The 12,558-nt window shown below is 40.7% G+C and carries 11 protein-coding genes and 1 riboswitch; of the genes, 5 read left to right on the top strand and 6 right to left on the bottom strand.

All coding sequences use genetic code 11. From position 1 onward, the window contains the following. The first annotated feature begins 17 nt into the window (after positions 1-17). Positions 18-707, top strand: coding sequence for a hypothetical protein (locus D4T97_RS08675; RefSeq protein WP_126049693.1), 690 nt, complete (start codon positions 18-20; stop codon positions 705-707). A 24-nt stretch (positions 708-731) separates the two neighbouring features. Here D4T97_RS08675 and D4T97_RS08670 read toward each other — a convergent pair whose 3' ends face one another. Beyond that, a complete protein-coding gene (locus tag D4T97_RS08670; RefSeq protein ID WP_126049691.1) occupies positions 732-1,769 on the bottom strand; it encodes a YkvI family membrane protein in 1,038 nt (345 codons plus the stop codon). Between the two features lie 199 nt (positions 1,770-1,968). On the opposite strand from D4T97_RS08670, the gene D4T97_RS08665 reads away from it, so the two are divergent. Continuing rightward, the gene (locus D4T97_RS08665; protein WP_126049689.1) at positions 1,969-4,125 is read left to right on the top strand and encodes an ATP-dependent Clp protease ATP-binding subunit; all 2,157 of its coding nucleotides are present in this window, start codon (positions 1,969-1,971) and stop codon (positions 4,123-4,125) included. Positions 4,126-4,262: 137 nt separating this feature from the next. On the opposite strand, the gene D4T97_RS08660 is transcribed toward D4T97_RS08665, so the two are convergent. Both D4T97_RS08660 and D4T97_RS08655 read right to left on the bottom strand, forming a co-directional pair. Then, positions 4,263-4,583 carry an aspartyl-phosphate phosphatase Spo0E family protein gene (locus tag D4T97_RS08660; RefSeq protein WP_235872195.1) on the bottom strand — a complete coding sequence of 107 codons (321 nt, stop codon included), beginning with the start codon at positions 4,581-4,583 and terminating at the stop codon, positions 4,263-4,265. Between the two features lie 65 nt (positions 4,584-4,648). Then, on the bottom strand, positions 4,649-5,134 hold the full coding sequence (locus tag D4T97_RS08655; RefSeq protein ID WP_126049687.1) for a methylated-DNA--[protein]-cysteine S-methyltransferase: 486 nt from the start codon (positions 5,132-5,134) through the stop codon (positions 4,649-4,651). 120 nt (positions 5,135-5,254) lie between these two features. Between D4T97_RS08655 and D4T97_RS08650 the strand changes: the two genes are divergently transcribed. Both D4T97_RS08650 and D4T97_RS08645 read left to right on the top strand, forming a co-directional pair. Beyond that, positions 5,255-6,277, top strand: a complete 1,023-nt coding sequence (locus D4T97_RS08650) for an acyltransferase family protein (RefSeq protein WP_126049685.1) — start codon at positions 5,255-5,257, stop codon at positions 6,275-6,277. A 163-nt stretch (positions 6,278-6,440) separates the two neighbouring features. Further along, a complete protein-coding gene (locus D4T97_RS08645) occupies positions 6,441-8,201 on the top strand; it encodes a B12-binding domain-containing radical SAM protein (protein ID WP_126049683.1) in 1,761 nt (586 codons plus the stop codon). A gap of 387 nt (positions 8,202-8,588) precedes the next feature. Here the strand turns inward: D4T97_RS08645 and D4T97_RS08640 are convergent, their stop codons facing one another. Both D4T97_RS08640 and D4T97_RS08635 read right to left on the bottom strand, forming a co-directional pair. Continuing rightward, positions 8,589-9,575, bottom strand: coding sequence for a diaminopimelate dehydrogenase (locus D4T97_RS08640; RefSeq protein ID WP_126049680.1), 987 nt, complete (start codon positions 9,573-9,575; stop codon positions 8,589-8,591). 38 nt (positions 9,576-9,613) lie between these two features. Next, a complete protein-coding gene (locus tag D4T97_RS08635) occupies positions 9,614-10,975 on the bottom strand; it encodes a TrkH family potassium uptake protein (protein WP_126050251.1) in 1,362 nt (453 codons plus the stop codon). A 191-nt stretch (positions 10,976-11,166) separates the two neighbouring features. Between D4T97_RS08635 and D4T97_RS08630 the strand changes: the two genes are divergently transcribed. After that, a complete protein-coding gene (locus tag D4T97_RS08630; protein ID WP_126049679.1) occupies positions 11,167-11,367 on the top strand; it encodes an alpha/beta-type small acid-soluble spore protein in 201 nt (66 codons plus the stop codon). A 189-nt stretch (positions 11,368-11,556) separates the two neighbouring features. Here the strand turns inward: D4T97_RS08630 and D4T97_RS08625 are convergent, their stop codons facing one another. After that, on the bottom strand, positions 11,557-12,339 hold the full coding sequence (locus tag D4T97_RS08625) for a TerC family protein (protein ID WP_126049677.1): 783 nt from the start codon (positions 12,337-12,339) through the stop codon (positions 11,557-11,559). Positions 12,340-12,436: 97 nt separating this feature from the next. Further along, positions 12,437-12,540: riboswitch (yybP-ykoY riboswitch) on the bottom strand. Between the last annotated feature and the right edge of the window lie 18 nt (positions 12,541-12,558).

The following is a 12,558-nucleotide window of genomic DNA, read 5'->3' as shown; positions in this document are numbered from 1 at the left end:
TATTGGGGGTTATTATTTTGAAAAAAATGAAGTGCTTATTCATCTTCCTGTTGACAGCAGCAATGCTTGCTGCATGCGGCACTACAAAAAAAGAACAGAATACTGCAAATGAAAAAGATAACAACGGTGCTGTGAGCGAGGAAAACGCACAGAAAGATAGCGGAGAAGAAGCCGAAACAGATTCCGACGATGGGAAGCAACAAAATGACCCCGGCGAAGCTGCTGATAACGGTACAGATAAAATCCGACTTATGGAGAAGAACCTCACTTATCAATTAAATGATGAAACAAAAGAAGAAACGGCATTTTTAAAGGAAAGTGACAATCAGGACTATTCATTGTACGTTTTACCGGACTATGAGCTGACAGGTGAAGAACCAAGAAAGGATGTCCTCTATCTTAAGGAAAATGATACTTTGTTTATGAGGATTGAACTTCTTCCCAAAGATGCGAATTTGGATAATGAAATTGAAACCGTGAAATCGCAGCTTGAGTCAGTAAGCTCCGATATAAAAGAATCCAAGCCTGAAGGACACGAGTGGTTGAAAGATGCAGCTGGTTTTACAGCCGATAATGGAAATGATAGAGTCAGCGCATACCTTATTCCACAAAGCGAATGGTTGCTGAAACTGACGATTTTCACGCCTGTCAAAGAAAGCGCGGAAGATCCTTTCTTGAAAATGGCAGAGACAATTGAAGAAAAGTAAAAGCTTAAAAGCCCGGTGAATCACTCACCGGGCTTTTATCGGTCTTATCAACAGCAATATTAAAAAACCGATGCTGATATAGCCAAACAATGGGTATAAAAGCTCCAGTAAAGTTCCGTATTTGACGAGACTGACCAAATAGACAACCAGAAATATACAAATATGAATCCAAAAACTATGAATCGGTACATAACCGCGGATCTGCCTTTCAAGCCCGTACAGATTTCCAATGAGTGAAGTGAAAATCTCTCCATATATAATAAGAATGTATAAGTAATACAATGCACCAGCCGCTTTCTTTACAATAACCGCCATCGGAATTTCATAGCCAGCCGGATCAGGCAAGGTTCCAAGTGAAACATGACTAGATAATAGGATGACAGTAAGCAACAGGCCTCCAATCACCCCGCCCAATTTGACAGCTGTCCTGTCTTTTATCTCCGCTGCCATGGGTACTAGTACCGCCTGGGCCAAAGCCAGGTTAAATGCTGCATATGAAAAAGCCGATAACACCGCTTCCCCTCCCCTATCCACATCCGAAAATAGCAACAACGGGATAGACCCTGATCCCAGCTTCAATACAGACAGCATTACAAGGAAATTGAAGATAACCATCATGGGGACAACTAAGGCATTGACGGCAAACAATCCCTTTACTCCAGATGCCATGACAAACAAAGTTAAAATAATAGTAAAAATCAACCCTGTACGCGAGGGCAGTCCCAACTGTTCTGTAAACAACGCCTCCGAACCCGAAAGCATAACCGCACACACACCCGTAAGCATAACCATAAGAAATATATTCATAATCAGAGCCAGCCGACGTCCAAATAAGTATTCATTCAATTGCTCAAAGGACTTCGCCTTAATCTCAATCGCAACAAGCATGATTTTTGATCCCATCACAATAAACAGGATTCCCGCAAGAAAAATAGCTATTGTTCCAAGAAAGCCGAAACGCGTGAAAAATTCGACGATCTCCCGCCCGGTTGCAAATCCGGCTCCTACAATTGTTCCAACATAAACCGAAGCGACTTGAAAAGCCTCTGACCATTTTTTCAATGACCGCGCTCCTTTCCCCTCCTTCTATCCATATGAGACATGCTTTAAAAAAATAAATTTTTTGGGCAAATGGGTTGAATGTCAAAAAAGGTCAGTGTATAATAAAAACACAAGGTCAAAGTTGGTCAAACAAAAGACCTGTTTTTTAATAACCAATTAGTCAAATTTGATCAAACATAAAAATGGAGGTTAGATGCATATGCTATGCAGCAAATGTAATCAAAGAAATGCTAACGTTCATCTCCACGAAAATATTAATGGACAAAAACAAACATTGGCACTCTGCTCCACTTGCTACGCCAATGAGAAACAAACTCTAGGTGCTATGGGAGGATCTCCTTTCGGTAATCAATTCGAAGGTCTTAATGACTTCTTCAAAGGATTCCCAGGTGCAGAAGGAAATACATTTCATCCAAACATGAATGGAGATGTCCAGGAAAAAACTGCTGGAGGACAGGGCGGAGGTTTCTTAGATCAGTTCGGCCGGAACTTGAATGATGCAGCCAAAGCAGGATTGATCGACCCTGTCATTGGGCGTGAAGAGGAAATAAACCGGACCATCGAGATATTGAACCGCAGGAACAAAAACAACCCTGTATTGATCGGTGAACCGGGCGTTGGTAAAACTGCCATCGCAGAAGGACTTGCATTAAAAATCATCGAAGGCAATGTGCCTGCGAAATTGAAAAACAAAGAAGTTTATTTACTTGATGTTGCTTCTCTTGTTGCCAATACAGGGATCAGGGGACAATTTGAGGAACGGATGAAACAACTGATCGCCGAACTTCAAAAACGCAAAAACATTTTACTTTTCGTCGACGAAGTCCACTTGCTCGTCGGTGCCGGATCAGCTGAAGGTTCCATGGATGCCGGTAACATTTTGAAACCTGCGCTGGCTAGAGGCGAATTGCAGGTCATCGGTGCCACTACTCTAAAAGAATACCGTCAAATTGAAAAAGACGCAGCATTGGAAAGACGGTTCCAGCCTGTACAAGTCGGCGAACCAAGTAAGGAAAAAGCACTTGAAATCCTAAAAGGCTTGAAAGACAAATATGAAAGCTTCCACGAAGTGACATACACAGATGAGGCAGTCAATGCTTGTGTTGAACTGTCAATCCGCTACATCCAGGATCGTTTCCTGCCGGACAAAGCCATCGACTTGATGGACGAAGCCGGTTCGAAATTGAACTTGATGATTGATGAACCGAACAGAGAAGAGGCACAGCAGCGCTTTACTGAACTGGAAAAAGAAAAACAGGCAGCACTTGCCAAAGAAGATTATGAAACTGCCGCCAAGCTTCGAGATGAAGAAGCGGAGTTGGAGAAAATACTGAATGATGACTCATCTACTCCACGGATAATTGTGGATGTTAAGCATATCCAAGATATCATCGCTGCCAAAACTGGAATTCCAGTCGGAAAACTGGAATCAGATGAGCAAAAGAAAATGAAAAATCTTGTGGAAAACCTTTCCACCAAAGTAATCGGTCAAGATGAAGCAGTCCAAAAGGTGGCTAAGGCTATCCGTCGCAGCCGGGCAGGACTAAAAGCGAAAAGCCGCCCTATCGGATCATTCCTGTTCGTAGGACCGACAGGTGTCGGTAAAACAGAACTGACAAAAGTCTTGGCTGAGGAGCTTTTTGGAACAAAGGATGCTTATATCCGCCTCGACATGAGCGAATATATGGAAAAACACAGTGTTTCCAAATTGATCGGTTCCCCTCCTGGATACGTGGGACACGAGGAAGCCGGGCAACTGACTGAAAGAGTACGCCGCAATCCATATAGCATCATCTTGCTTGATGAGATTGAAAAGGCGCATCCTGATGTACAACATATGTTCCTGCAGATTTTAGAAGACGGCCGTCTGACAGACAGCCAAGGCAGAACGGTGAGCTTCAAGGATACTGTCATCATCGTGACAAGTAATGCCGGAACAGGTGTAAAAGAGATCCAAGTTGGATTTGATAAAAGCGATGCATTAAAAGAGACAAATATCCTTGATTCACTCGGCTCCTTCTTTAAGCCGGAATTCCTTAACCGTTTCGATGGAATCGTGGAGTTCCACAAACTGGAGAAAGAACACCTTTTGAAGATTGTTAATCTTCTCCTCCAAGAATTGTCTGAGAACTTAGCGGAACAAGGTTTGTCCATTGAAGTTACTGACGAGGCAAAAGAAAAATTGACTGACCTTGGATATCACCCTCAATTTGGTGCACGCCCGCTGCGTCGTGCGATTCAGGAAAAGCTTGAAGACCAAATCGCAGATTTCATCTTGGACAATGAGAATGTGAAACAGCTTGAAGCGGTGTTGGAAAACGGAGAAGTTATAGTAAAACAAAAAGAGATTGCCTGATCTGGCAATCTCTTTTTACTTTATCTGCAAGGACCGTGTAGCAGATCTGAAAAGCTGTTGGTGGAAGTAAAAAATCCAAAAAGACTATATTTGTATAATTATGATACACACATTGCGCTATTCTAAAGTTATTAAGCCTAGGAAGACTGAACTTGTCTCATTGGAAAGGGTTTTGAAAATAAAACATATTGTTTTCGGCTTTGGTTGTTAGTCTTAGCAGAGGTGTTGGATTGGTATATGTGATAATAATCGTTCAGTAGTTGGTCAAGTTCATGGCTGCATGCAATCGTTTCCTTCGCAACCAAGCCGTGCTTTTCGCCCAAAATGAACATTTCTTCACGTTTCCTTTGAATTTTTGCCAAAAATGAGACTTGGTCCATACTGCTTTCAAACATGTATTGATTCCCTCCGCCATCAATTGTTTTCAACTTTTCCATTGTCTCAGAAATATTCAGCAATGTAAATAATTATCCATAACTTGACACCATTCAGACAAATATCTTATACATTTTTCTTATATTACTTATAAAACACCTTCCAACTTTAACAAAAGTTCCTTTTTATCGACCTGTTTCCCGGCATAACCTGTTAATTTATTATTTTTACCAATCACACGATGGCACGGGATCAATATAGGTAAACGGTTGGCTCTGTTTGCCTGGCCTACCGCCCTTACTGCTTTTTCATTTTGAATGGAAGCTGCAATTTCAGCATATGTTCGGGTTTCCCCATAAGGTATTTCCAATAACTTCCTCCAAACAGCTTTTTGAAAGTCTGTTCCATCAAAGGACAACGGTACGGTAAATTGCTGTCGTTTGTTGCTAAAATAATCCAATAATTGGCCGACAGCCGCCTGCAGGACCGGATGACTCCTTTCTTCTTCCATCTTGACTTTTACTGTCTCCGGTATGTTTTCCAGGCTAAAATAAATGCCAGTCATTCCAATATCTGTAGCGGTTAGAAACAATTTTCCTATTGAACTGTCCATTTCCGTATAATACACTTTCATTGTAGTAGACTCCTTACTTATTTTCATTATTTTGTGTCAATTGTAAAATAAACGTAATGTTTGTCAAACCATGTATAGGGAAAACAATTGGTAACTGACTAAATTTGTAGGTGAATATTGATGAGAAAAAGAGATTTTTATTTTGATAACGCAAAAATATTGCTGATTTTCTTAGTGGTTTTCGGCCATTTCCTTCAATCATACATTCATTCAAGTCTTTTTATTTCTAGCTTATATAATTTCATATACACGTTCCATATGCCCGCATTCATTTTGATTTCAGGTTTTTTCGCCAAAGGGATATACGAAAAGGGCTATATCACCAAAATTACAAAAAAATTGATTATCCCTTACATCTTATTTCAAATTGTATATGCCGTATTTTACTATTTTTCACACAGCAAAAACACCTTTAAATTCGAGCTCTTTCAACCGCACTGGTCATTATGGTTTTTAATCAGCCTGTTTTGTTGGAATATCATGCTTTTGGTTTTCAACCGCCTAAAACCAAAGTATGCTCTGTCCATTGCCCTTTTAGCCGGACTTGTGGCAGGCTATTTTGATTGGATTTCGACGTACTTCAGTCTGTCCAGGACATTTGTATTCTTTCCGTTTTTCTTAGTCGGTTTCTACTTGAAAAAGGAGCACTTTAAGGCGCTGAGGCAGTCTAGGGCAAAAATTGCCGCTGTGATTGTGATGCTTATCGTAACAATAGGTATCCTTAGTTTCCCTGATTTAAATGAAAAATGGTTCTTCGGTTCGAAAGCATATAGCGAGCTGGAAAATGCTCAATTTTATGGGATGCTGAAGCGGACTGGATTATATATGGTTCAATTTGCGATGGCTGCAAGCTTTTTTGCGTTTGTCCCTCGCCGCCAATTCTTTTTTACAAACTGGGGAAAAAATACATTGTACGTCTATTTGCTGCACGGATTCATTGTACGTACATTTAGGGGAAGTAATCTGGAGGAATACGTTGATCAAGTGCAGGCGTTGCCAGTATTATTGGTAGTCAGCTTGGTATTAACCGCCCTCCTTTCAAGCAAATTCGTAACAAGTATCACACAGCCGATAATAGAAATGAAGTGGTCAAAACTGAAACATGCTGCGAACAGGCTGCGAAATGAATACAGTTCATCCTAAAGAGCGATTGATTCGCTCTTTTTTTTTGGGCTCTGGCTGTATCTCGTTACTCTATTCGTCATTGTTCGAGATATTCCTGCTTCTTTTTTCAAGAATTGTGGTTTTCTATTTTCTTCGTTAAAATAGATGCAGAGTCATAGGAGAAAAAGGAGTTGCGACAAAAATGAAAGTAATCGCAAGTACGCTGAATGCGAAATTTATTCATACAAATCTGGCAATCCGGTATTTAAAAGCATATGCGGCACCAGATCATGACGTTGAGATTGCTGAGTATACGATTAATGATCCCGCGTTAAATATTGTGACGGATCTTTTTTCAAAAAAGCCTGATGTTGTGGGGTTCAGCTGCTATATATGGAATATTGAGCAAACGATCAAAGTAGTCCAGATCATACGTAAAATAATGCCTAATGTAAAGATTGTGTTGGGCGGACCAGAAGTATCATACGATGTTGTATATTGGCTGCAACGCCTCAGCGAAATTGATTTTATCGTAATTGGCGAAGGTGAAGAAACATTTAAAGTGCTGCTTGATGCCCTGAAAAACGGCGAGGAGACTGACAGCATCAATGGCATCGGCTTTATGAGAGACGGAAGACCGGTCATTAATCCAATCAGAGACAAGGTAGATTTAAGGGAACTGCCCTCCCCATTCCGTTTTCCAGAAGACCGTGACCAGCTCTCCAAGCGAGTGACTTATATTGAAACAAGTCGCGGATGCCCCTTCAGCTGTCAATTCTGCCTATCTTCCATAGAAGTGGGAGTAAGATACTTCAACAGGGATAAAATCAAAGACGATATTAGGTATTTGATGGCAAATGGCGCTAAAACAATTAAGTTTGTGGACCGCACTTTTAATATTAGCCGAAGCTATGCCATGGAAATGTTTCAATTCCTAATCGATGAACATGTGCCGGGTGTCGTATTTCAATTCGAAATAACCGGTGATATCATGCGCCCTGAAGTCATTGAGTTTTTAAATAAAAATGCCCCTCCGGGACTTTTCCGTTTTGAAATCGGCGTACAATCAACAAATGATTTGACAAATGAGCTTGTCAAAAGACGGCAAAACTTCGAAAAGCTTAAAAGAACTGTGACAATGGTCAAAGAGGGCGGGAAAATCCTCCAGCATCTCGATTTGATTGCGGGTCTTCCTGAAGAAGACTATAATTCTTTCCGCAAAACATTCAATGATGTCTTTGCGCTAAGACCAGAGGAGCTGCAGCTTGGCTTTTTAAAAATGCTGCGTGGAACGGGACTGAGAATTTCCGCCAAGCAGTATGGATATATATATACGGATCATTCGCCATATGAAATTTTGAGCAACAATGTACTCGATTTTGAAGATATATTAAAGATAAAACAGGTGGAAGATGTTCTTGAGAAATATTGGAATGATCATAGAATGGACAATGCAGTCGATTTCATTACATCGAATTGCTTCGATACTCCATTCGATTTCTTTCAGCAATTCGGTTCTTATTGGGATACACAAGGCTGGTCAAGGATCGGACACCAGCTTGAAGATCTTTATAAAAGATTATTGCAGTATATGAATGAAAAGAAAACACCGAAGCGGGAATTGGCAGAGGGTTTGATGAAATACGATTATTTGCTGAACCATCGCTATAAACCTCGAAAAACCTGGTGGGCTTTAATGGATAAGAAAGAACGCTCAGGTCTTTATTCAGCGATTAGTGAAAATAGCTCTCTTGTCGGCCAAGCCTTTTCCGAACTTGCATTGAATGAACGCGAACTTTATAAGCATACGGTTATTGAAAAATTTCCGTTTCTATTGGGAGAATATATATCTTCAGGAAAAGTGGTTCCACAGGATTCCTACGGGTTAATTTATTTCGATCCGACAAATGGGATATCCTCATTCTATCCTTTAAAAATGGAAAACTTATCAAAGCTCGCGTAATATAAAAAAAGCGCCAGGCACAGAGCCTTGGAGACAAGCACGAGACGAATTACGAGGAGGCAGCTTTTCAGCCACAACTGCAACGCTGCTTACTTAATTACATCGTGAGAAGGTTCTTTGATCCTACTTCATGTAGCTTTGCGACGAGCTAACAAGGCTTCCTAGAGTATGCTATGGCGCATGAGCACGTTCATCCTAATATGCTTCCTTGGAGCTTGTGACCTCGAGCCGATGGCGCCTGGCCATCTCAGGATGCCAAATCCTGTGGCTTCCATTGCCTGTCCGTCGAAGGTAGACAGCACAAATCATAATTTAGGGAAAACATTTCATGTGATGTTATACTTTCTTTTAACAAAAAACCGGCAACCAAATGCCGGTTTTTTCTTTTTACAATAATTCTTTTCGTAGTTGCTCTGGTGATTTTGGCGATAAATGCCCCAGCGGAACATCAAAAACTGTTTTTGCACCTCCTTGACCTTCCTGATTCATCCTATAAGCCGCACGTGCATATGTTACCAATATGCTGGATGTGAATTCAGGATTGCTGTCAAGCTTCAATGAATATTCAACAATTTGGTTCGTATTGTCTCCTGTGATTCCGCTTCTGATAACGAAACCTCCATGAACCATTTTAGAGTGGTTCTTTTTCAATTCTTCTTCCGAAATGAATTTAACCGTTGTGTCATAGTCGGCAAAATAGTTGGGCATTGTTTTGATTTCTTGTTCAATCTTATCCTTGTCCGCCCCTTCTTCCGCAACGATATAACATTCCCGCAAATGCTTTTCTCTGGTGGAAAGTTCAGGATTCTCTCCACTTCTAACACGGTTGACAGCCTCTTCAATAGGAATCGTATATTGAACCCCTGCTTTTACACCTTCCACTCTTCTGACGGCATCCGAATGTCCCTGGCTGAGTCCTTTCCCCCAGAATGTATATGTTTCACCTTCAGGAAGGATGGCTTCTCCGAGCAACCGGTTCATTGAAAACATGCCTGGATCCCAACCAACTGAAATGATGCTTGTTTTATTGCCGGTTTTGGCTGCCTCATCCATCACTGCAAAATATTCAGGGATTTTTGCATGAGTGTCATAGCTGTCAATTGTATTAAAAAGCTTTGCAAAAACTGGTCCTTGCTCAGGAAGGTCTGTTGCAGATCCTCCGCATAAAATCATTACATCGATTTCATCTTTATACTTTTCCGCCTCAGAAATATGTAACACTTTTACAGAAGGATCAAGCGTCTCAACGCTTTTTGGATCCCGGCGCGAAAAAATGGCGATAAGCTCCATGTCTTTATTCTGCTTAATGGCCGACTCTACTCCTCTTCCCAAGTTCCCGTATCCGTTGATACCAATTCTTATTTTTCGGTTCATTTATTCATCCTCCTCGACAAATTTCTGTAATACTGGCACTAACCTATTATGACGCGTTCTTTCGGATATTGGAAGTCTGGAGCCTTTTCATTGCTGGACATAATGAATAAAAATGACAATATACCTATCCTTCCGATAAACATCAATATGATTAGCATCCATTTTCCGAATATGGTCAAATCCGCTGTTATTCCCATGGAAGCTCCACAGGTTCCGAAGGCAGAGGCCACTTCAAAAATGATCGAGATAAGACTTGCGTCTTCGGTAGCCGATAAAATTACAACCGAAGAGCCATACATTATGACGGCAAGCATCAATACAACCAGTGATTTGATCACATCATCATGATGTATCTCCCGTTTAAACACTTTAATCGTCCGGCGTCCTCTCGCATAATGAAACAGGAATAAAATATTCAATGCAAATGTCGTCGTCCTTATTCCGCCCCCAACCGAACTGGGTGATGCCCCAATAAACATGAGTGCCGACATAAACAGAATTGTTGAGGTCGATAGGTCATTAACATCAAGCGTCAATAATCCTGCACTCCTCATCGTAGTTGATTGGAACAGGGCATAAAATAAAGACTCATGCCACGATTTGTCTGAAAAGAACCCATTGAATTCTAAAGCAAATATGACAACCGTCCCGGCAACAAGCAAAATGAAATAGGTTGCAGTAGTTATCTTTGTAAATAAGGAGAAACGAAATCTGGCCTTAGTTCCTTTATATAAAAGAAACTTTTTCACTTCTGTCCAAACAGGAAATCCGATTGCACCAAGAATAATTAAAATCATGGTTACAAACTGAACAAAATAGTCATGTGCAAAAGGGATAAGAGATTCACCAGTAATATCGAAACCGGCATTTGTCGTTGCACTGACAGAAGCAAAAAGCCCTTGGAGAAATGCTTCCTTTGGATCTGAAAAATAATTCAAATAATAAGTTCCCAAAACAAGGGCTCCTATTAATTCAATCAATAAAATTAAATAAAGAATTTGCCTGAGCAGGCTTACAAGTCCAGATAAATTCAACTGATTCTGATCGGTCTGTATCAACTGCCTTTGCTTTAATCCAATCTTCTTGCCAAACAAAAGCCAGAAAAAAGTATTAATTGTCATAATTCCAATGCCTCCGACTTGGAGAGCGAATATTAATATAAAAATCCCTGTCACCGTAAAAGTTTCGGACAGGTCAACCGTTGACAGCCCGGTTACACTGACTGAGCTGGCGGCAACGAATATAGCATCCATAGCAGACCACTCTGCGCCCGGTTGCCTTGCAACCGGAAGGCTGAGAAGTAGTGCCACTATCCCAACAGTTAAGAAATAATAAGAGACCAATACCCTAAAGGGTGTCAGTGACATTTTATAAAGTCTTCGTTTATGAAATGGTTTCATTTTTTTCATTTCCTCTGTAATTATTCACTATTACATATTATGCAAAATGTTTTTGGATGGAAAGGGTTATTTATAGCATAACCTATTTTGCGTATACCAAATGTATCAGAAAACATACAGCATGTTCCAGCATTACTTTCTTCTTTCCGAACATACTATCATTAAGGCTTTAATATTAAGGAGGAAATATAATGGGACAACGAAGCAATCAATTACTCGTTCCTGGAATAGAACAATATTTGGATCAGGTAAAACTTGAAATTGCCCAGGAGTTTGGAGTGGTTTTAGGGTCAGACACTGTTTCAAGAGCAAATGGTTCTGTAGGTGGAGAAATAACAAAACGCCTTGTCAAACAAGCACAGGCGGAACTATCTGGAAATCATCAGCAATAAAAAATAGCGAAAGCGCCCGTTTAGCGACAATAACCGGAGCCCTCTACAGTGAGCTAAAAGAAATATGGCGACGAATGCTGCCTCAAAACGGCACATCCTGTCGCTTCGCTTGCACTAGTTCTTCCTGTGCGTCGGAGCTGGAAACAATAAAATAAACAGTCCCTGCTTTTAAACAGGGACTGTTTTACATTAATATTTACTTGTTGAATGCAAGACAGCTTTTTTGGCTTTTTTCTTTGATGTAATGTAACCTGTAGCTGCAATAAGAATAAGTACAACCCAAAATGTCAGTTTCCATTCAAACGATTCCGGAAAGTGAGGGCTCAATAAACCCACATTTTGATGTGACAATGTCAGAACTGCGAGTTTAACCCCAACCCATCCAACAATTAAAAATGCGGATGTTTCCAGTCCTGGGTATTTTGACAGCAGGCTGACAAATGAGTTTGCGGCAAACCTCATGATAATCACGCCGATCAGTCCACCTAGAAGCATCACTAGAAATTGACCTCCATCAATGCCCCCTACATGAAACCAACCCGTAGGTTTTAATGTAACAGCCAGTACAACAGCAGCAAGCATCGAGTCAATCGCAAAGGCGATATCGGCCACTTCCACTTTTAAAACGGTGAACCAGAAAGACTGGCTCTTACCATCTTTCTTCACTTTTTTCACTTTCTCAATACCTATATATTTCTTCACAAGGTAATGAACGGACAAAAATAATAAATAGGCTGCACCAATCGCTTGAATCTGCCATACATTAACTAAAAACGTAATCAAAAATAATGCTGCGAAGCGGAAAATAAAAGCACCGAACAAACCGTAGAACAAGGCTTTCCTCTGTTTATCATGTGGTAAGTGCTTAACCATTACAGCCATGACAACAGCATTGTCCGCTGCCAAAATCCCCTCCAAGCCGATCAGTACTATCAGAACCCATAAATACTCCAACATCATAGATAATTCCAAATAAATTCCCTCCTAATGAAAATGATCAACATTCCCATCGGCTGCCTTTAATTGGAAAATCAAAAAAGACCTCTGCCCGATGGGCAAAGGTCTTGCTGGACATGTTCATGCCAACAAAGCCGGTGAATTGCTTCACGAAATGACGACTTTGTTTCAAATGAGCGAATGGCTCATTTGATGCTACTCCCCTTTGACTAAAAGTCAAGCTATATGTTGTTG

Source organism: Siminovitchia acidinfaciens (genome assembly GCF_003605385.1).
GTDB classification, from domain to species: domain Bacteria; phylum Bacillota; class Bacilli; order Bacillales; family Bacillaceae_C; genus Siminovitchia; species Siminovitchia acidinfaciens.
Note: the sequence above shows the minus strand (reverse complement) of the source record. Positions and strands in the feature narration are given on the sequence as shown.

Bases quoted from the DNA above. Each gene is read 5' to 3' on its own strand.
- D4T97_RS08640 (WP_126049680.1), bottom strand. From the start codon at position 9,575: ATGAACCGAAAAATAAGAATTGGTATCAACGGATACGGGAACTTGGGA.
- D4T97_RS08650 (WP_126049685.1), top strand. From the start codon at position 5,255: ATGAGAAAAAGAGATTTTTATTTTGATAACGCAAAAATATTGCTGATT.
- D4T97_RS08665 (WP_126049689.1), top strand. From the start codon at position 1,969: ATGCTATGCAGCAAATGTAATCAAAGAAATGCTAACGTTCATCTCCAC.
- D4T97_RS08645 (WP_126049683.1), top strand. From the start codon at position 6,441: ATGAAAGTAATCGCAAGTACGCTGAATGCGAAATTTATTCATACAAAT.
- D4T97_RS08655 (WP_126049687.1), bottom strand. From the start codon at position 5,134: ATGAAAGTGTATTATACGGAAATGGACAGTTCAATAGGAAAATTGTTT.
- D4T97_RS08635 (WP_126050251.1), bottom strand. From the start codon at position 10,975: ATGAAACCATTTCATAAACGAAGACTTTATAAAATGTCACTGACACCC.
- D4T97_RS08630 (WP_126049679.1), top strand. From the start codon at position 11,167: ATGGGACAACGAAGCAATCAATTACTCGTTCCTGGAATAGAACAATAT.